19 protein-coding genes are annotated in these 18,305 nt (G+C 59.8%); 5 read left to right on the top strand and 14 right to left on the bottom strand.

The window, feature by feature from the left end:
- Positions 1-22 precede the first annotated feature (22 nt).
- The 12 genes from clpX to B5F98_RS06595 form a co-directional block, all read right to left on the bottom strand.
- Entirely contained in the window at positions 23-1,336 is a 1,314-nt protein-coding gene (gene clpX / locus B5F98_RS06540; RefSeq protein ID WP_087370595.1) for an ATP-dependent Clp protease ATP-binding subunit ClpX, read from the bottom strand.
- A gap of 68 nt (positions 1,337-1,404) precedes the next feature.
- On the bottom strand, positions 1,405-1,986 hold the full coding sequence (locus B5F98_RS06545; protein ID WP_087233899.1) for an ATP-dependent Clp protease proteolytic subunit: 582 nt from the start codon (positions 1,984-1,986) through the stop codon (positions 1,405-1,407).
- 93 nt (positions 1,987-2,079) lie between these two features.
- A complete protein-coding gene (gene tig / locus B5F98_RS06550; RefSeq protein WP_087370598.1) occupies positions 2,080-3,402 on the bottom strand; it encodes a trigger factor in 1,323 nt (440 codons plus the stop codon).
- Between the two features lie 104 nt (positions 3,403-3,506).
- Positions 3,507-4,196 carry a metallophosphoesterase gene (locus B5F98_RS06555; protein ID WP_087233895.1) on the bottom strand — a complete coding sequence of 230 codons (690 nt, stop codon included), beginning with the start codon at positions 4,194-4,196 and terminating at the stop codon, positions 3,507-3,509.
- Between the two features lie 21 nt (positions 4,197-4,217).
- Positions 4,218-5,705, bottom strand: coding sequence for a threonine synthase (gene thrC / locus B5F98_RS06560; RefSeq protein WP_087370601.1), 1,488 nt, complete (start codon positions 5,703-5,705; stop codon positions 4,218-4,220).
- Complete coding sequence (locus B5F98_RS06565; protein ID WP_087370603.1) at positions 5,702-6,637, bottom strand: membrane dipeptidase; 936 nt, start codon at positions 6,635-6,637, stop codon at positions 5,702-5,704. The genes thrC and B5F98_RS06565 overlap by 4 nt, the downstream gene beginning before the upstream one ends.
- Before the next feature lie 11 nt (positions 6,638-6,648).
- Entirely contained in the window at positions 6,649-7,020 is a 372-nt protein-coding gene (locus tag B5F98_RS06570) for a YraN family protein (RefSeq protein WP_087233889.1), read from the bottom strand.
- Positions 7,017-7,646, bottom strand: coding sequence for a ribonuclease HII (locus B5F98_RS06575; protein ID WP_087370605.1), 630 nt, complete (start codon positions 7,644-7,646; stop codon positions 7,017-7,019). The genes B5F98_RS06570 and B5F98_RS06575 overlap by 4 nt, the downstream gene beginning before the upstream one ends.
- Positions 7,639-8,499 carry a ribosome biogenesis GTPase YlqF gene (gene ylqF, locus B5F98_RS06580; RefSeq protein ID WP_087370608.1) on the bottom strand — a complete coding sequence of 287 codons (861 nt, stop codon included), beginning with the start codon at positions 8,497-8,499 and terminating at the stop codon, positions 7,639-7,641. Before ylqF ends, B5F98_RS06575 begins: the two co-directional genes overlap by 8 nt.
- A gap of 138 nt (positions 8,500-8,637) precedes the next feature.
- On the bottom strand, positions 8,638-8,979 hold the full coding sequence (gene rplS / locus B5F98_RS06585) for a 50S ribosomal protein L19 (protein WP_087233883.1): 342 nt from the start codon (positions 8,977-8,979) through the stop codon (positions 8,638-8,640).
- 112 nt (positions 8,980-9,091) lie between these two features.
- Positions 9,092-9,709 carry a site-2 protease family protein gene (locus B5F98_RS13450; protein WP_087370611.1) on the bottom strand — a complete coding sequence of 206 codons (618 nt, stop codon included), beginning with the start codon at positions 9,707-9,709 and terminating at the stop codon, positions 9,092-9,094.
- Positions 9,693-10,649 carry a M23 family metallopeptidase gene (locus B5F98_RS06595; protein ID WP_087370614.1) on the bottom strand — a complete coding sequence of 319 codons (957 nt, stop codon included), beginning with the start codon at positions 10,647-10,649 and terminating at the stop codon, positions 9,693-9,695. The genes B5F98_RS13450 and B5F98_RS06595 overlap by 17 nt, the downstream gene beginning before the upstream one ends.
- Positions 10,650-10,852: 203 nt before the next feature.
- Between B5F98_RS06595 and B5F98_RS06600 the strand changes: the two genes are divergently transcribed.
- From B5F98_RS06600 to B5F98_RS06610, 3 genes are read left to right on the top strand one after another with little or no spacing between them, the layout of a single operon-like run.
- On the top strand, positions 10,853-11,353 hold the full coding sequence (locus tag B5F98_RS06600) for a MarR family transcriptional regulator (protein ID WP_087370617.1): 501 nt from the start codon (positions 10,853-10,855) through the stop codon (positions 11,351-11,353).
- 23 nt (positions 11,354-11,376) lie between these two features.
- Positions 11,377-13,569: an ABC transporter ATP-binding protein gene (locus B5F98_RS06605; protein ID WP_087370620.1), complete on the top strand. Its 2,193-nt coding sequence runs from the start codon at positions 11,377-11,379 to the stop codon at positions 13,567-13,569.
- Positions 13,569-15,392: an ABC transporter ATP-binding protein gene (locus B5F98_RS06610; protein ID WP_087370623.1), complete on the top strand. Its 1,824-nt coding sequence runs from the start codon at positions 13,569-13,571 to the stop codon at positions 15,390-15,392. Before B5F98_RS06605 ends, B5F98_RS06610 begins: the two co-directional genes overlap by 1 nt.
- Positions 15,393-15,453: 61 nt before the next feature.
- Here B5F98_RS06610 and B5F98_RS06615 read toward each other — a convergent pair whose 3' ends face one another.
- The gene (locus tag B5F98_RS06615) at positions 15,454-16,077 is read right to left on the bottom strand and encodes a lactate utilization protein (RefSeq protein ID WP_162613539.1); all 624 of its coding nucleotides are present in this window, start codon (positions 16,075-16,077) and stop codon (positions 15,454-15,456) included.
- Between the two features lie 204 nt (positions 16,078-16,281).
- Here B5F98_RS06615 and B5F98_RS06620 point away from each other — a divergent pair, with 204 nt between their 5' ends.
- Positions 16,282-17,064: a hypothetical protein gene (locus tag B5F98_RS06620; RefSeq protein ID WP_087370626.1), complete on the top strand. Its 783-nt coding sequence runs from the start codon at positions 16,282-16,284 to the stop codon at positions 17,062-17,064.
- 98 nt (positions 17,065-17,162) lie between these two features.
- Positions 17,163-18,056 (top strand): helix-turn-helix transcriptional regulator, encoded by an 894-nt coding sequence (locus B5F98_RS06625; protein WP_087370628.1) that lies wholly within the window; start codon positions 17,163-17,165, stop codon positions 18,054-18,056.
- A gap of 67 nt (positions 18,057-18,123) precedes the next feature.
- On the opposite strand, the gene B5F98_RS06630 is transcribed toward B5F98_RS06625, so the two are convergent.
- On the bottom strand, positions 18,124-18,243 hold the full coding sequence (locus tag B5F98_RS06630) for a TetR-like C-terminal domain-containing protein (protein WP_343219399.1): 120 nt from the start codon (positions 18,241-18,243) through the stop codon (positions 18,124-18,126).
- Positions 18,244-18,305: the final 62 nt, after the last annotated feature.

Below are 18,305 nucleotides of genomic sequence, written 5' to 3' on the forward strand. Positions count from 1 at the left end.
GCCCGCCCCTATCAAAATTTGGTTAGGATGCGTTTCCCTTCCGGGCCGCCTGTCCGCCCGGCTCCGCCCGCAGAGAGGCTGCACCCAGTCTGGGTCTGGCGGGACGTCCTTCCTCCCGCACCACCTCAGGGGGCTGCTCTCCCCGGATGGCTTCGGGGGTGATGATGACCTTGGCGATGGAGTCGTCCGAGGGCACATCGTACATGATGGGAGTCATCACTTCCTCCAGCACCGCCCGCAGACCACGGGCGCCGATCTTCCGCTCCACCGCCTTCTGGGCCGCTGCCTCCAGGGCCTCGGGGGTGAACTCCAGCTCCACGTTGTCATACTCCAGCAGCTTCTGGTACTGCTTGACCAGAGCATTCTTGGGCTCGGTGAGAATCTGCACCAGCTGCTTGCCGTTCAGGGCCTTCAGGCCAGTGATCACCGGCAGACGGCCCACCAGCTCGGGGATGATGCCGAACTTCAGCAGGTCATGGGGCTGCACGTTGCGGAAGATATCCTCCTCGCTGCGCTCGGCAGCGGTGCGCACCTGAGCGCCAAAGCCCATGGTCTTCTGGTCCATGCGCTGCTCAATGATCTTCTCCAGACCATCAAAGGCACCACCGCAGATGAACAGGATGTTCTTGGTGTCAATCTGCAAGAACTCCTGGTGGGGGTGCTTGCGGCCACCCTGGGGCGGGACATTGGCCACCGTACCCTCCAAAATTTTCAGCAGAGCCTGCTGCACGCCCTCGCCGGACACATCCCGAGTGATGGAGGTGTTCTCGCTCTTCCGGGCGATCTTGTCGATCTCATCCACATAGATGATGCCCCGCTGGGCCAGCTCAATATCGTAATCTGCCGCCTGCACCAGCCGCAGCAGAATGTTCTCTACGTCGTCACCCACATAACCGGCCTCGGTGAGGGTGGTGGCGTCGGCAATGGCAAAGGGCACCTTCAGCACCCGGGCCAGAGTCTGGGCAAAGAGAGTCTTGCCGCAGCCGGTGGGGCCCACCAAGAGGATGTTGCTCTTTTGCAGCTCCACCGAGTCCCCGCCACCAAAATAAATCCGCTTATAGTGGTTGTACACAGCCACGGACAGGGCGATTTTCGCCTGCTCCTGGCCGATAATATATTCATCCAGCACATCCCGAATCTCTCGGGGGGTGGGAATCACGTCGGGCATCTCCGGACTGCCCAGCTCCGGGCGCTCTTCCTCGTCCAGAATGCTCAGGCAGAGGTGGACACACTCGTTGCAGATGTATGCCCCGGGTCCGGCAATGATACGCTCGACCTGCTCCTGATGCTTGCCGCAAAAGGAACAGCGAACGGTTTTGTACTCATCTCGAGCCATGAATTACCTTCCTTTCGTCAGACGTGCCAAAGAGCGAAGACAGTGTTTGTCTCCGCCCTTTTGCATCATCAACGATTATAAATGACCTTGTCAATGAGGCCATAGGCCGCTGCTTCTTCGGCGGTCATGAAATTGTCACGCTCACAGTCGGCGGTGACCTGCTCCACGCTCTTGCCGCAGTTGTCGGCCAGGATCTGGTTCATCCGCTTCTTGATGACTTCCAGACGCTTGAGGTGGATGGCCATATCGGTGATCTGTCCCTGGGTACCGGCAGAGGGCTGGTGAATCATGATCTCCGCATTGGGCAGAGCCAGACGCTTGCCCTTGGTACCGGCAGAGAGCAGAAATGCGCCCATGGAGGCGGCCATACCCACACAGATGGTGGACACGTCACACTTGATATACTGCATGGTGTCATAGATGGCCATGCCGTCGGTGACAGAGCCGCCGGGGCTATTGATGTAGAACTGAATGTCCTTGTCCGGGTCCTGAGCCTCCAGGTACAGAAGCTGGGCCACAACCAGGGCGGATGTGGTGGCGTTCACCTCTTCACCCAGGAAAATGATACGGTCGTTGAGCAGACGGGAGAAGATGTCGTAGGAACGCTCTCCCCGGCTGGTCTGCTCCACAACATAGGGAACTAAACTCATGGAAACCTCTCCTTCGTTACTGGAAATCAGTCCCAGTATACCCAGCAGCAAGGGAGGAATATTCCTCCCTTGCTGGTTTTTTACGGGATGAAATTACTCGCCCTGAGCCTCGGTGGTCTCAGCCTGAGCCTCTTCCTTCTTCTTGGCGGGCTTCTTGGCGGAGGCCTTCACCAGCTCCAGAGCCTTCTTGGAGCCCAGGTCCTGCTTCATGTCGCTCTCGTTGGTGACCTCACGGACCTGCTCCTCGGTGACGTTGAACTGCTCGGCCAGGCGCTTGACCTCGGCGTCCAGCTCCTCCTGAGTGACCTCGATGCCCTCGGCCTTGGCCACGGCATCCAGAGCCAGAGCGGTGCGTACGGCGCGGTCAGCGGCGGTCTTAGCCTGGGCACGCACGTCGTCCATGGACAGACCCATGTACTTCAGGTAGTCCTGGAAGTTCAGGCCGTTCTGCTGCATGCGCATGGCCTGCTCCTCCACCATCTTGTCGGCGCGGTAGTCCACCATGGCCTCGGGCACGTCGCACACCAGGTTCTCCAGCAGGGCGTCGATGACAGCGGCCTCGTAGTCGCGCTCGGCCTGCTGCTGACGGCGGGCCTTCAGCTTCTCCTTCAGGTCCTTCTTGAACTCATCCAGAGTGTCAAACTCGGACACGTCCTTGGCGAACTCGTCGTCCAGGGCGGGCTCCTGACGCTCCTTGACCTCGTTGACCTTCACCTTGAAGACCACGGCGGCGCCAGCCAGATCGGCGGTGTAGTTCTCGGGGAAGGTGATGTCCAGGTCCTTCTCCTCGCCGGCCTTCATGCCGATGACCTGCTCCTCGAAGCCGGGGACGAAGGTGCCGGAGCCCAGCTCCAAGGAGTAGTTCTCGCCCTTGCCGCCCTCGAAGGCCACGCCGTCCTTGAAGCCCTCGAAGTCGATGACAGCCACGTCGCCCTTCTTGGCCTTGCGGTCCACGCTCACCAGGCGGGAGGCACGGTCGATGTAGGGCTTCATCTCAGCCTTGACATCGGCGGCGGTGACCTTCACCTCGGGCTTGGCAACCACCAGGCCCTTGTACTCCTTCACGGAAGCCTCGGGCTGCACGGTGACCAGAGCCTTGAAGGTGAAGCCGTCCTTGCTGACCTCCACGATCTCCAGCTTGGGGTAGGCCACGGGCACAATGCCAGCCTCCTTCAGAGCGGCATCATAGGCAGCGGGATAGGCCTCCTCCACAGCGTCCTCAAAGAACACCTGCTCGCCGTACATCTTCTCCACCATCTTGCGGGGCACCTTGCCCTTGCGGAAGCCGGGGACCATGATGTTCTTCTTCTGCTTGTTGTACACCTTGTTGATGGCGGCGTCAAACTCAGCAGCGCTGACCTCGATGACCAGCTCAATGGCGCTGTTTTCTTTCTTCTCGTTGCTCTTGATGTTCATGTATACGTTCCTCCAACTTAGCCCCGCCTGAGGCTGGGGCTTTCTTTCTGATAAATCCAATCCATTCTATCAGATTGTACAGAAGATTTCCACTGTTTTTTTTGTCAATCCAAAATTTTTTTCGGACGGAAACCGATGTAGTCTGCAGCCACCAGCTGATAGGCCACGCTTCCCTGCACTCCCTCCACCGCCAGACGGTGGCTGGGACCGTGGAGATGGCCGTAGCAACACAGCTTTACCTGGTACTGCTCCAGCAGCTGCAAAATCTCCGGGCACTGGTACCCCTTGTACAGGGGCGGATAGTGGAGAAAGCAGTATTTCTCCGCCTCCCCCGCCGCCTTCAGCGAGGTCTCCAGGCGCATCACCTCCCGGCGAAACACCTTCCCCGAGGGGGCGTTGGCCTGCTCCTCATAGAACCAGCCCCGGGTGCCGCACAGGGCCACATCCCCGTAAAAGGCGCAGTTGTTGTGGAGAATGTGCAGGCGCTCCAGGCCGTTTGCCTGAAAAAAGGCATTCATCTTGGAGGCGGTGTTCCACCAGTAGTCGTGGTTTCCCTTCAAAATCCACTTCTCCCCCGGCAGCCGGGAGTTGAGAAACTCCAGGTCCTTTTTCGCCTCCTCCAGGCTCATACCCCAGGACAGGTCCCCGCACAGCACCACCGTGTCATCGTCCGATACGCAGGAAAAGCCTTCCTCCAGCTTCTCCACATAGCCTTCCCAACTGCCCCCGAACACCTCCATGGACTTGTCGGCGCCCAGAGACAGATGGGTGTCTCCGATGGCATAAAGGGCCATTTCTTCCCTCCTTGTCCCCGGTCAGCGCAAGTGCTCCAGCACCTGATCCACCATGTGCTCCTTCTCGGCGACGGTGTCAAACCGGGGCTGTTTGTTTTTCAGTCGGGCCAGAGGCTGGGGCACCTCTACCCCAGTGAGCTGGGACAGCTGGTCCAGAATCTCCGTGCCAGCGGCGTGCTCCTGCACCCCCAGGGCGTCCAGCACGCTGGAGCAGAACTTGAAGGGGCTGGCGGTGGACACCACCACCGTGGGGGTCTCGTCCCCGCTCTCCTTGCGGTACTGCTCCAGCACGTCAAAGGCCACAGCGGTGTGGGGGTCAATGAGGTAGTGCTGCTCCTCCCACATGCGGCGGATGGTCTCCTTGGTCTGAGCATCGTCACAGTACCCAGCGGCAAAGGTCTGGTGCAGCTTGGTCTTGATGGGCACGCTCACCTCATAGCTGCCCTTCTCCGCCAACTGCTCCATGTACTCGGTCACCTGCTTGTCATCCCGGCCGGACAGCTCAAAGAGCAGACGCTCCAGGTTGCTGGAGATGAGAATGTCCATGGAGGGAGACAGAGTGTTGTGGAAGGGACGATTGCGGTCATACACACCCGTGCGGAGAAAATCGGTGAGCACGTTGTTCTCATTGGAGGCACAGATGAGGGTCTTAATGGGCACCCCCATCATTTTGGCATAATAGGCAGCGAGAATATTGCCGAAATTTCCCGTGGGCACGCAGACATTGATCTCCTGGCCCTTCTCAATGGCGCCCTCCCGGCGCAGATCGCTGTAGGCGGAGATGTAATAGACGATCTGAGGCAGCACACGGCCCCAGTTGATGGAGTTGGCAGAGGACAGGAAATAGCCGCGCTCGGCCAGCTGCTGGGCCAGCTCCTCGTCGGCAAACAGCTTCTTGACCCCGGTCTGAGCGTCGTCGAAGTTGCCCACTACGGCGCACACGCCCACGTTGCCACCCTCTTGGGTGACCATTTGCAGCTGCTGAATGTCAGACACGCCGTCCTTGGGATAGAACACCAGGATCTGAGTCTTGCTCACATCCTTGAAGCCCTCCAGGGCAGCCTTTCCGGTGTCGCCAGAGGTGGCCACCAGAATGCACACCGTCTTCTTCTCATCGTTCTTCCGCAGAGAGGCGGAGAGGAGATGGGGCAGCATTTGCAGGGCCATATCCTTGAAGGCGCAGGTGGGGCCGTGCCACAGCTCCAGGCAGTAGGTGTTGTCGTCCAGACGGCGCACCGGAGCCACCTCGGGGTCAGAGAACTTTCCACCGCCGTAGGCCGCCCGGGCATATCCCGTCAGCTCAGAGCTGGAGAAGCCCTCCAAAAATCCGTTCAGCACATACACCGCCCGCTGCTGGTAGGACATATCCTTCAGGGACTCCAGGGCATTTCCCGCCAGGCGGGGCAGCACCTGGGGAGTCATCAGACCTCCGTCCGGCGCCAGTCCCTTGGCAATGGCCTGAGCCGCAGTCATACGCAAATTGTTGTTTCTCGTGCTCAGATAATTCATGATTGTCTCACTACCCTCATTAAGTTATTGTAAAACACATCGTGCAGCAGCTCTTCCCCATATCCATAACTCAGTAGATACGAATAGAGCCCGGAAAGCCGGGTGATGTGGGATAGGGGTTCCACGAGCTCCGCCCCGTCCCAGTCGCCCCCCAGGGCCACACATTTGTCCCCACCCAGGGCCAGGATGTGGTCCAAGTGGCGGCGTACCGCCTCCAGGTCCCGGCTGCCGCCTACAAAGTTCTCATAGAAATTTAGTCCAATGACACCTTGATGCTCTATTATGGCAGTTATCTGCTCATCCGTCAAGTTTCTTGTGTGGTCACACACCGCCCGGGCGTTGGAGTGGCTGGCAATCACGCCCCCTTGGCACAGGTCCATCACGTCCCAGAACCCCGCCCCGGACAGGTGAGACACGTCCACCAGCACCTCCAGTTCCCCCATCCGCCGCACAAATTCCCGGCCCAGCGGGGTGAGGCCCTGGTGGGGCTGGTCGCTGTGGGAACCGCTGAGGGCATTGGCATGATTCCAGGTTGGGTTGATGGCGCACACCCCCTGCCGGGCGGCCCACTCCAGGCCCTCCAGGCTGCACCCCAACAGCTCCGCCCCCTCCACAGAGATGAATGCGGCACACTTCCCTTCCCGGTTGGCCTGACGGGCCTCACGGGCGGTGGTGCAGTGGGTCACCAGATGAGAGTAGCAGTCCATCTGATGGCGGAAATAGTTCAGCTGGCTTTTGCAGGCTGCTTCGGGACATCCGCCCCCCACGTAGCCCGGGGCCGTCCACAGGGCAAACACCTGGGCATAGGCCCCAAAAGTGTCCAGCGCAGAGCCCAGCTCCAGCGCCCCGGTGTTGTAGGGCAGCTCCTCCCCCATGGCCCAGCAGCGGTACACCGTGTCACAGTGTCCATCCATCACAGAAAATCGGTTCATTCCCACTCACCTCAAAAAGCATTTTCCAGATAGTTTATGTGGGGATGACGGGTGGCAGTCCCCTGGGGCGCATAGATTTCTGCCACGTCGAACCGGGGCTGAAGCTGGGTGGGATGGGCTTGCAGGTAGAGCAGTGCCGCCGCCCGCAGCTTGCGCTGCTTGGAGAGCGTCACCGACTCCCGGGCGGTCATGATATCGTCGTTGCGCCGCAGCTTCACCTCCACAAAGGCCAGGTACTTGCGGTTTGTGGCCACCAGGTCCAACTCCCCCAGCCGACAGCGGTAGTTGACATCCACGATGTTGTACCCCTGTTTGCGCAGGTAGTTGGCCACCTGCATCTCTCCCCACTTGCCCAGCAGGCGGGCCTGTTCCCCGCCCCTCATAGCTTCTTCAAAAAGCTGCGGCGGTGGATGGGACAGGGTCCATACTCCCGCAGCAGCTCATAGTGCAGCTTGGTGGGGTACCCCTTGTGCTTGTCAAAGGCGTATTGGGGATATGCCTGGGCCATCTCCTCCATGTATCGATCCCGGCTGACCTTGGCCAGGATGGAGGCAGCGGCAATGGAGGCGGAGTGGGCATCCCCCTTCACCACCAACTGGTGAGGAGCGGTGATGGCGCAGCGGCTTCCGTGGTCCCGGTTGCCGTCCACCAGCACCAGCTGGGGGGCAGGCTCCAGGCCGTCAATGGCCCGCTGCATGGCCAGCATCCGACAATTGAGGATGTCCAGCTGGTCGATCTCCTCCGCCTCTGCCCAGGCCACACTATAGCTCACCGCCTGCTCCCGGATGAGGTCAAAGAGCAGCTCCCGCCGCCGGGGTGTCACCTTCTTGGAGTCGTTGAGATAGGGCAGCTCCGCCCCCTGGGGGAGAATCACCGCCGCAGCGTACACCCGCCCGGCCAGGGGTCCGGCTCCCGCCTCATCCACCCCGGCCAGGTGCTCAATCCCCGCTTGGGCACGAATCTGGGCATCCCACTGGTAAAGGTCGATGCGCTCTTCCCCGTTATTCATGGATATCCTCCGGCCGTTCCAGTGTAAAGCGTCCAAGCTTGCCACCTCGGAACTCATCCAGCAGCACCCGAGACATCCGCTCGGTGTCCACCTCGCCGCCAGAAATCAGCATGCCGCGCTTGTGGGCAGCCATCTCCAGCAGCTCCCAACCGGCCTTTCCCTCCAGGTCTTTGAGCTTGTAACGCTCCTCCAACACGCCAGGATAATGGGCGCTCAAAAGGGCCATCAGGCCGCAGGCCAGCTCCTCGCCGTCCAGAATCTCGTCTCGCACAGCGCCTGTAAAGGCCAAATGCATGCCAGTAGTCTCGTCCTCAAATTTGGGCCAGAGAATGCCGGGGGTGTCCAGCAGGTCCAGGCCCTGGTCGATGTTCACCCACTGCTTGCCACGGGTGACGCCGGGGCGGTCCCCCGCCTTGGCAGACTTGCGGCGGGCCACTTTGTTGATGAAGGTGGATTTGCCCACATTGGGTACCCCCACCACCATCACCCGCACGGGACGGCCCACCTGGCCCTTGGCTCTCCAGGCCTCGATCTTCTCCCGCAGGGCCTGCTTGACCACGTTGGAAAACTGGTTGACGCCCTTGCCGCTCTTGGCATCGGTCTCCAGCACCGCATAGCCCTTTTGCTTAAACCAGGCCATCCACTGGGCAGTGACCTTGGGGTCTGCCTGATCGGCCCGGTTGAAGATGATCATACGGGGGCGGTCCCCCACCATGGAGTCAATGTCCGGGTTGCGGCTGGAGATGGGAATGCGGGCATCCACCACCTCCGCCACCATGTCCACGAACTTCACGTCCTCCTCCATCTGGCGGCGGGTCTTAGTCATATGTCCGGGATACCATTGGATGTTCATCGTGCTCCCCTTTCTCTGGGAGCGTTTCTCCCAGTGCAGATTTTCTATCTATTATACTAAAGATTTGTCCTATGGGAAAGTGGGAATACAAAAAAAGGAGCGGAAATTCCGCTCCTTTTCTCGTGCAAACTGGTGCAATTACAGATCTTCCTTGACCTTAGCAGCCTTACCGACGCGGTTGCGCAGGTAGTACAGCTTGGCGCGGCGAACCTTACCGTGACGGACGGTCTCCACCTTCTCGATGGTGGGAGCGTGCAGGGGGAACACCTTCTCCACGCCCACGCCGTAAGACACACGACGCACGGTGAAGGTCTCCTCGATGCCGCCGTGCTTCTTGGCGATGACGGTACCCTCGAACACCTGGATACGCTCACGGTTGCCTTCCTTGACGCGGATGTGCACGCGGACGGTGTCACCCACGTTGGCCACGGGGGCCTCGGCCTTCAGATACTTCTGGCTAAATTGCTTCAGCTGTTCCATTGATATTTCCTCCTAGTATTCAGGCGTTCGTGCGTCAACGTGTCATGCGCAGAGGACCACCCTTATTTAAGACCGAGTTATTTTACCATAGTGGCCGAGAGAAAGCAAGTCTTTATTTCCCTTTTTTTCTTCTCTTGTTCTGCCACCACCCCAGGGTCTCCCGGCGCACCACCCCCCAGAACAGCCACGTAGAGGTGAGGAGCAAAGTGACGTTGGCATATGCGCCCATGACGATGGCCCCCACACCTACCAGTCCCCCTACCACCAGCGCAGACAGACCGGTCTCCCACCGGTCTGCCCGCTCCGGCCCCAACAGCGGCGAAATGTAATTGCGAAAGATGCGAGCGCCGTCCAGAGGTCGGATGGGCAGGAGGTTGAACGCCCCCACCCCCACGCTCAAAGCGGCCAGCACATAGAGCTGTCCCGCCCATGCCAGCCCGCCCAGCACCAGATTGGCCGCCGGGCCTGCCAGGGCCACCACCGTGTCCTCCCCATAGGACAGGGTGCGGGAATACCGCATAGTCATCTCCGCCCCCACCGCCGTGAGGCTCACCTGTTCCAGATGCCCCCCAAGGCATTTGGCCGCCCCCAAGTGGCCCAGCTCATGGACCAGGCAGGCCAGCAATCCCCAGGGCAGCAGCCCCACCCCCTCGTCCAGGTAGAACAGCACCCCCAACACCAGCCAGAACCCGGCGCTCACCCGCCACTTGGCCTCAGGACGGGTCCACATAATAGGCCGGGTCCAGTCGGATCTTATCCTTTTCTATGGTAAGGTGCAGGTGGGGACCCGTAGCCATCCCCGTCTCCCCCACCAGGGCCACCGTCTGCCCGCAGGTCACGGTATCCCCCTTTTGAATGAGCAGCTTGCTGCAATGGGCATAAAAAGAACTCACCCCGTTTTTATGGGTGATTTTAAAATACAACCCGAAGTCGTCGCTCTGGCCGATGTACTCCACCACCCCGTCGGCAAAGGCCTTAATCTCCGTGCCCTCATCGGCGGCAATGTCCAGCGCCAAATGGAACTCGTTTTTCTGGGTGATGGGGTTGGTGCGGTATCCAAAGGTGGAGCTCACCGGCCCGGTCACCGGGCACACCGTCTTCTCCAGCCCCAGCTCGTAGTACTCATAGCTGACATTGGAGGGCAGCGCCACCCCGTCCGGACTGTACTCCTGAGCCACCGCCGTCACCACCTCCGGCGTGGGGGCGGGTGTGGGTGCTGGGGTGGGTTGAGGGGTAGGCGCTGGCGTGGGGGTTGGTGCAGGGGTCGCCGTTGCCTCCGGCTCCTCCTCTGCGGCCCCACCGTGACCATTTATGTAGGACTGCCCCAGGTCCTGCTGCTGGCTCAGAAGGGTCACCTGCTGACCGGCTGCGTTCCCGCTCCCCTGGTCGGTTCCCTCCACCAGTTGCTCCAGCCACGCCGCTCCGGGCAACTTCTCCCCCGCCCAGGCCGCTGCCTGCTGCATCCAGCTCCCCAGGTCCATGTCCGCTTGCAGCATCTGGCGCACCGCCTCCGCCTGGCCGGGAAACACCCCTCGCCCGATAAACACCAACAAAAACAGCATGCCGCTGGCCACCAGCTGAATCCCCCAGCGGGCCGCTCCCGGCGCGGCCGCTGGCTTTCCCCGCCGCGCCCCCGCCGGAGTGGAACGCCGTCTCACCCCTGTGTCCATACGCTCCCTCCCTTGTCCAAATCAACCTAATGCACCCTATGCTCCGGCGAGCTGGAATATTCCCCCGGTAATTTTGTCGATTTTGTGAACTTTTTGAAAAGCCATTGACAACCGGGAGTGACGCGCCTATAATCCCTTATGTTTCTTAATTATGTTACTTAACCTTTTTTGAGGGTTCAGTACCAAGATGGGAGGTTATAACATTGAAGGATCAGCAACACCCACGTGCGCTGGAGCTGCTGCGGGAGATGGACCTGCTGCGCCGCACCTGGAAGCTGGCCATCCCCAACACCGGAATCAACAAGTCGGAATTTTTCACCCTGTACACCCTGCGCTGTCCCAATGGCCAGGCTCTGTCCTGGGGTGAGGGCTGCTCCCAAGAGCCCGCCCCCATGACCCTGTCCACCCTGGCCAAGGCCATGAAGCAGAGTATGCCGGCGGTGAGTCAGCGCATCACCAAGCTGGAGGAACTGGGCTATGTCCGGCGGGAGCCGGACCAGCGGGACCGCCGCACGGTGTGGATTCACCTGACGAGCGCAGGCAACGAGCTGCTCCAGACCACCGGCTCTGAGATGTTGGGGAAGTTGGAGCGGGTACTCCACCGGCTGGACACCCAGGACGGGGTCAACGCCCAGCTGCTCATCCAAGCCTTCCACTGCCTGGCCCTGGCAGTGCAAGAGGAATTTTCCCAGGGCAAACCGTAACTTCTAGGAGGGAACCAGATTTTATGCTGAAACTCAAGCGTTATTTGAAACCCTATGCCGTTTTGTTGTTGATGGGCATTGTGTTTCTCTTTGGCCAGGCCATGCTGGAGCTGTCCCTGCCCAACTACATGAGCGACATCGTCAATGTGGGCCTGCAACAGGGAGGCATCACCTCCCCCGCTCCCCAGGTAATCTCCGCCGACGCCTTTGGCCTCATGGAGCAGTTCATGTCCCAAGAGGACCGGGATGTGGTGGAGGAGGCCTACGTGGCCCTGGCAGACCACCCGGACTATGAGGACCTGTCTGCCACCTTCCCCAAGGCCGCAGACACCGACCTGGCTCTGAACACCCAGGACACCCAAGCGGTGGAGACCGCCTTTGGTCGGGCCAGCTACGCCTTGACCCAGGTCATGAGCCAGACCTCTGGCTCCAGCGAGGACGACCAGGCCTCTATCGCTGAGGGATTCCAGGCCCTGGGCCAGATCCTGGCCCAGCCTCAGGCCCAAGAACTCATCCAGCAAGCCATTGACGTGGCATCCCAGACCCCGGACACCATGCTGGAGCAGACAGGTGTGGCCATGGTCAAGGCCTTCTATCAGCAGCTGGGTGCTGACACCGATGCCATTCAGACCCACTACATCCTCACCACGGGTGGACGCATGGCCGTGTTGGCGGTGCTGCTCACCCTGTGCGCCGTGGCCGCCGGCTACTGCATGGCCCGCATGGGCGCCGGGGTCGCTCGGGACCTGCGCCGGGATGTGTTCACCAAGGTCACCTACTTCAACAACGATGAGATGGACCGCTTCTCCGGGGCCACCCTCATCACCCGTTCCACCAACGACATCACCCAGGTGCAGAATTTCCTGAGTATGGGTCTGCGGCTACTGTGCTTTGCCCCCATCATGGGCATTGGTGGCCTCATCATGGGCCTGTCCACCTGCGTCAACCTGGCCTGGGTGCTGGCTCTGGCCCTCATCGTCATGCTGGGCCTGCTGCTGGTGCTCTTTGCCGTGGCCATGCCCCGCTTTAAGAAGATGCAGGCCCTGGTGGACCGCCTCAACCTGGTCAGCCGGGAGGAGATCGGCGGCCTGATGGTGGTGCGTGCCTTCTCCAATCAAAAGTTCATGCAGGACCGCTTTGAAAAGGCCAATGACGACCTCACCTCCAACACCCTCTTCGTCAACCGGGCCATGGCCACCATGATGCCCGCCATGACCCTGGTGATGAACGGCCTGTCCCTGCTCATCGTGTGGTTCGGCGGCAAGCAGATCGCCGCCAGCAACTTGCAGGTGGGCGACATGATGGCCTTCATTCAGTACGCCATGCATGTCATCATGAGCTTCTTGTTCATCAGCATGATGTTTATCATGGTGCCCCGGGCCTCCGTGTCCGCCGAGCGTATCAACGAGATTCTCCAGACGGAGGTGCAGGTCAAGGACAGCGACCACCCCACCCACCTGAGCCAGCCTGTGAAAGGCGTGGTGGAGTTCCGGGACGTGTCCTTCCGCTACCCCGGCGCCGACGCCGATGTGCTGGAGCACGTGAGCTTTGTGGCCCGGCCCGGACAGACCACCGCCTTCATTGGCTCCACTGGTTCCGGCAAATCCACCCTCATCAACCTCATCCCCCGCTTCCACGACGTCAGCGAGGGCAGCATCACCCTGGATGGAGTGGACATCCGAGATCTACCCCAGAAGGAACTGCGGGACGCCATCGGCTACGTGCCCCAGAAGGGCCTGCTGCTCCGGGGCACCGTGGAGAGCAACCTGCGGTACGGCAATCCCGACGCCTCCCAGGACACCATCGACAACAGCGCCCGCATCGCCCAGGCCTCCGAGTTCATCTCCCACCTGGACCAGGGTATGCAGACCCCCATCAGCCAGGGCGGCACCAACGTCTCCGGCGGACAGCGGCAGCGTCTATCCATTGCCCGGGCTCTGGCCAAGGAGGCCCCGGTGTATATCTTCGACGACACCTTCTCCGCTCTGGACTTTAAGACCGACGCCCAGCTCCGAGCCGCTCTGAAGGAGTACACCACCCAGGCCACCGTCCTCATCGTGGCCCAGCGGGTATCCACCATCCTGGATGCCGACCAAATCCTGGTTCTGGACCAGGGCAAGGTGGTGGGCTGCGGCACCCATCAGGAGCTGATGCGCACCTGCAAGACCTATCAGGAGATTGCCCAAAGTCAGCTTTCAAAGGAGGAATTGGCATAATGGCAGGACCTATGAGACACGGCCCCATGGGCGGCCGTAACCCGATGGGAGAAAAGGCAGCCGATTTCAAGGGCACCATGATCAAGCTGCTGGGCTACATGAAGCGCTATCTCCCCATGCTCATCATCGCTCTGGTGTGCGCCATTGCGGGCACCGCATGTTCCATCCTTGGTCCTAAGATTCTGGGCCAAGCCACCACCAAGCTGTTTGAAGGCTTGATGGCTATGATCGCCGGTACTGGCTCCATTGACTTTGACGCTCTGGCCCAGATTTTGCTGTTCCTGGGCGGTCTGTACCTGTTCAGCGCTTTGCTCAACTATGTCCAGGGCTGGCTCATGGCGGGCATTGCCACCAAAGTCAGCTACACCATGCGCACGGACATCAGCCAGAAGATCGACCGTCTGCCCATGTCCTACTTTGACAAGGTGTCCCACGGCGAAGTGCTCAGCCGTATCACCAATGACGTGGACTCCGTCACCCAGACCCTGAACCAGAGCCTGTCCCAGGTGGTCACCCAGGTGACCCTGCTGCTGGGCGTGCTCATCATGATGCTGTCCATCAGCCCCTGGATGACCCTGGTTGCCCTGTGCATCCTCCCAGTGTGCCTGATCATTGTCACCAGCGTCATTCGCCACAGTCAGAAGTTCTTCCGCAGCCAGCAGGAATATCTGGGCCATGTCAACGGCCACGTGGAGGAGATGTACGGCGCCCATGTGGTGGTCACCGCCTTCAACGGCCAGGAGGACTCCATCCGAGACTTCAACGAGATGAACGAGAAGCTCTACCACAGCGCATGGAAGAGCCAGTTCCTCAGCGGTCTAATGATGCCTTTGATGAACTTTGCCAGCAACCTGGGCTATGTGGCCATCTGCGTGCTGGGCGGCTTCCTGGCTCTGAACCAGGCCATCACCGTGGGTGACATTCAGGCCTTCATCCAGTACGTGCGCCAGTTCACCCAGCCCATCAACCAGCTGGCCAACATCTCCAACCAGCTCCAGCTCACCGCTGCCGCCGCCGAGCGGGTGTTCCTCTTCCTGGAGGAGCCGGAAGAGGAGGCCGACCCGGTGCCTGCTGTAGACCCTGAATCCATCGACGGCTCGGTGCAGTTTGCCCACGTAAACTTTGGCTATCTGCCGGATAAGACCATCATCCACGACTTCTCCGCCTCCATTCAGCCTGGCACCAAGGTGGCCATCGTAGGTCCCACCGGAGCCGGTAAGACCACCATCGTCAAGCTGCTTATGCGCTTCTATGACGTCAATCAGGGAGCCATTCTCCTCAGCGGCTACGACGTGCGCCAGTTCGCCCGGGGCGAGATGCGGGACGCCTTCGGTATGGTGCTCCAGGACACCTGGCTGTACAACGACACCATCATGGAGAACATCCGCTTCGGCCGTCTGTCCGCCACCGATGAAGAGGTGCTCCAGGCCGCCAAAGCCGCCCAGGTGGACCACTTTGTGCGCACCCTCCCCCATGGCTATGACACGGTGCTCAACGAGGATGCCAGCAACATCAGCCAGGGCCAGAAGCAGCTGCTCACCATCGCCCGCACCATCCTCTCGGACCCCAAGATTCTCATTTTGGACGAGGCCACTTCCAGTGTGGACACCCGCACCGAGGTGGCCATCCAGACCGCCATGGACCGCCTCACCCAGGGCCGCACCAGCTTCATCATCGCCCACCGGCTGTCCACCATCCGCAACGCCGACGTCATCCTGGTGATGAAGGACGGTGACATCGTGGAGACTGGTACCCACCAGCAGCTGCTGGATCAGAACGGCTTCTACGCCAATCTGTACAACAGCCAGTTTGCCACCACCTAACCCAAGCAAAAAAGAACGGCACAGGTTTTCTCAAAGAAACCTGTGCCATTCTTTGTATCCATCAATATCCCAGTTCCTCGCCTACCAGGATCACCTTGATGCGGCCGGGCACCCGCTGCTGGCGGTGAATCACCGTGGTGCAGCAGATGCGGTCCGGGCTGTGGCAGTCCTCACAGCGTCCGGTGACGGTGCAGGGGGTCTTTCTGTGCAGCCGTACCGCGTTGGCCGGAGCGGCCACCTGCTCCACCCGGGCCACTGCCGCCTCCAAATCGGGTACAATCTTGTTGTATCCCACCACACAGATGACGCTCTTGGGGCCGTAGGTCATGGCAGCCACCCGGTTGGCGTTGCCATCCACGTTGTACAGCTCGCCCTGCTCGGTCACGGCGTTACAGCTGGTGAGGTAACAGTCGGCAAAAAAGGCCTTACGCAGGACCAGGTCGATCTCCTCTTGGGGCACCGCCTCCCGGTCATAGAACTCGTAGTCACCGCTGCGCAGAAGGTCCATGATGCCCGCCTCACTCAACGTCATGCTTCCTCCACAGGCAACCGTGCACCCCTTGGGCAACAGCTCCTGCACCAGCTTTCGGGCGTCCTCCAGGGTAGGCGCATAGTAGGCAGTCATATTGTTCTCTTCCAGCTTCTTTGCAGTGCGCTCAATGAGCTTCTCCCGCACCAGAGCCATAGGTTCGTGATTGGTCATGGCGGCCTCTCTCCTTTTTGTCAAATAGATGGTTCCATTGTACTCCATTTCCACCAGGGTGTACAGGGTCTTTTCTCTCCGCTCGTCTTTCAAAATTCTTAATAAAACCTTGATGATATTCTCAATCCCCCATGGTATACTCAGGGAGAATTTGATAAACCTGCATTCTTTTTGGAGGTGGGTACATTGACTGATTCCTTCACCTTTTCTCTCTCCCCTCTGGACACCGAAGCCCTGCTCCCCCAGCTCGCCGCGGCGCTGGAAAAGCGAGTGGAGCTCCACTCCCGCCAGCGACTTCCCGGCCTGTGGCAGGTCACCGACAAGCTCTCGAACGCAGAGCGTGGCTCCCAGCCTGTGGTAAACCATCGCAAACGTCTGCGCCAGTTTTTAGGACTCCTACTCTGGGTGCTGGGCCTGCTGCTGTTGGCCCCCGGGCTCATCGACCCCCAGGAGCTGTTTGTCCCGCTGGTGGCAGGAGCCTGTGCCTTCTTCTTGGGCCAGCTGACCCTCTGGCTCTACCAGCGCACCCTGCTGGCCATTCTGGACTTGGCCTGCGGTCTCTTCCTGTGCATGTCTGCCCTGGGCGCTCCCAATCAGATGCTAGGTTTGCTGTGGGCAGCGGTTCCCTGCCTGCTGGTGAGTGTCGCCGTCCTGCCCTCTCGGCGGCGTCAACGCACCACCCCCTTTGAGAAAGAGGCACGGAACCTTCTTGCCAAGTACCAGGACCTCAAGCCCCACACCATCCAAGCGGTGTTTGACCACCAGAGCCTCACCGTGTCTCAGCCAGAGGACAACCCCAGTGTATACCCCTATTCCACTGTGTCTTTCTTTGTGGAGACCCCTGATCTGCTTCTCCCCTTTTTCCAGGATACGCTGCTTCTCCTACCCAAGTACGATCTAACCACTGGGACCATGGACCAGCTGCGCACCCTGCTGGCCCAACAGGCCCCCTATGAAATTCTGGAATAATCCCTGGATTTTTGACTCTCTCCCCCGATTCTACTTCTGAGGGGTGTTCCTTTTCTCCTCTTTCTGCTATACTTGCAGCCAAGAGAGGGGGTATATCCATGGACCTTGTGAAAATCGGGGCATACATTGCCAGCAAGCGGAAGGCGTTAGGGCTGACTCAAAAACAGGTGGCAGAAAAGCTGGGCATGAGTGATAAGTCGGTCTCCAAATGGGAGCGGGGTATCTGCCTGCCAGACGTGTCCGTCTATCTGGAGCTGTGCGAGATTCTGGGCATCACCATCAACGAGTTTCTCGCCGGAGAGGACATCCCCCGGGAGGATCTCCCGGCCAAATCGGAAGACAATCTCATCCAAGTGACCCAGGACAGCCAGCACCGACAGCGAAGGCTCAAGCAGGTCATCGCCACTCTGATGGCCCTCACCCTGCTGGTTTGCGGCTGCCTGGGCGTGGTCCTCTACAGGCACTTCTCCCAACCTCAAAACTACATCCAGGCACTAGACCAGAATGGCCCGGAGGTAACGACAGCGGAGCTATTGTCCCAGAACGATGGAGCCATGCTCTTCCGGTTTTACGCCAAAAAACCTTATCACCAACTGACGGTGTATCAGTATGAGTATCGCTCCGGAGAGCTGGTAGGCAAAACAGCGGTGGCAGATCTTTTATCCACAGGCGAAACCGCCTGGTCCGACGGTATGCTGGCCTTCATTCCGGAATTTGAAGCTTCCAGAGTGCGTCTGGTGGTCACCAACGATGGCACCACGCACACCAAGGAACTCCCCATTCTAGAGGGTGTCGAGGACATCACCTCCTACATCCGAGGCTCCACTCAGGTAGAGGGAACCCTTCCCATCGCCGATGATACTGAGCAAGGCCTGCTGGCGCTGGGCTATGGGAAATGGGGACTGGCGCCCCTCTCCCTAGAGCAATTGGAACAGGGACACGCAGAGCCATCCATGGACTTTGCATATTACTTTTCCGTGGTCTTCTCATAATGATCATACACGTTTTCAAGCCACCTGCCCTTCTCTCTGGGGCAGGTGGCTCGTTCTATTTTTCTATCTACTCTCTCCCCTGATACTCGCTTTTCACAATTTCAAACATCTCCTCCGGGGTCTCCTGGCATCCCCCTTCCAGCCACAGCTTGATGATACTGGTCAGACCGCTTTTGAAAAACTCCATGTGATAGCGAATAAAGCGGTTTTGGAAAAGTAGAACACTACCTGGTCATGAGCTTGTGGTAA

Origin of the sequence: Pseudoflavonifractor sp. An44 (assembly GCF_002161675.1) — a bacterium.
Taxonomy (GTDB): Bacteria; Bacillota; Clostridia; order Oscillospirales; family Oscillospiraceae; genus Enterenecus; species Enterenecus faecium.

Excerpts from the sequence above, each read along its gene's own strand:
- clpX (WP_087370595.1), bottom strand. The coding sequence starts at position 1,336 with ATGGCTCGAGATGAGTACAAAACCGTTCGCTGTTCCTTTTGCGGCAAG.
- B5F98_RS06570 (WP_087233889.1), bottom strand. The coding sequence starts at position 7,020 with ATGAGGGGCGGGGAACAGGCCCGCCTGCTGGGCAAGTGGGGAGAGATG.
- B5F98_RS13450 (WP_087370611.1), bottom strand. The coding sequence starts at position 9,709 with ATGTGGACCCGTCCTGAGGCCAAGTGGCGGGTGAGCGCCGGGTTCTGG.
- B5F98_RS06575 (WP_087370605.1), bottom strand. The coding sequence starts at position 7,646 with ATGAATAACGGGGAAGAGCGCATCGACCTTTACCAGTGGGATGCCCAG.
- B5F98_RS06605 (WP_087370620.1), top strand. The coding sequence starts at position 11,377 with ATGCTGAAACTCAAGCGTTATTTGAAACCCTATGCCGTTTTGTTGTTG.
- rplS (WP_087233883.1), bottom strand. The coding sequence starts at position 8,979 with ATGGAACAGCTGAAGCAATTTAGCCAGAAGTATCTGAAGGCCGAGGCC.
- B5F98_RS06565 (WP_087370603.1), bottom strand. The coding sequence starts at position 6,637 with ATGAACCGATTTTCTGTGATGGATGGACACTGTGACACGGTGTACCGC.
- B5F98_RS06595 (WP_087370614.1), bottom strand. The coding sequence starts at position 10,649 with ATGGACACAGGGGTGAGACGGCGTTCCACTCCGGCGGGGGCGCGGCGG.
- B5F98_RS06545 (WP_087233899.1), bottom strand. The coding sequence starts at position 1,986 with ATGAGTTTAGTTCCCTATGTTGTGGAGCAGACCAGCCGGGGAGAGCGT.
- B5F98_RS06625 (WP_087370628.1), top strand. The coding sequence starts at position 17,163 with ATGGACCTTGTGAAAATCGGGGCATACATTGCCAGCAAGCGGAAGGCG.
- ylqF (WP_087370608.1), bottom strand. The coding sequence starts at position 8,499 with ATGAACATCCAATGGTATCCCGGACATATGACTAAGACCCGCCGCCAG.
- B5F98_RS06615 (WP_162613539.1), bottom strand. The coding sequence starts at position 16,077 with ATGGCTCTGGTGCGGGAGAAGCTCATTGAGCGCACTGCAAAGAAGCTG.
- B5F98_RS06555 (WP_087233895.1), bottom strand. The coding sequence starts at position 4,196 with ATGGCCCTTTATGCCATCGGAGACACCCATCTGTCTCTGGGCGCCGAC.
- tig (WP_087370598.1), bottom strand. The coding sequence starts at position 3,402 with ATGAACATCAAGAGCAACGAGAAGAAAGAAAACAGCGCCATTGAGCTG.
- B5F98_RS06610 (WP_087370623.1), top strand. The coding sequence starts at position 13,569 with ATGGCAGGACCTATGAGACACGGCCCCATGGGCGGCCGTAACCCGATG.
- B5F98_RS06630 (WP_343219399.1), bottom strand. The coding sequence starts at position 18,243 with ATGGAGTTTTTCAAAAGCGGTCTGACCAGTATCATCAAGCTGTGGCTG.
- thrC (WP_087370601.1), bottom strand. The coding sequence starts at position 5,705 with ATGAATTATCTGAGCACGAGAAACAACAATTTGCGTATGACTGCGGCT.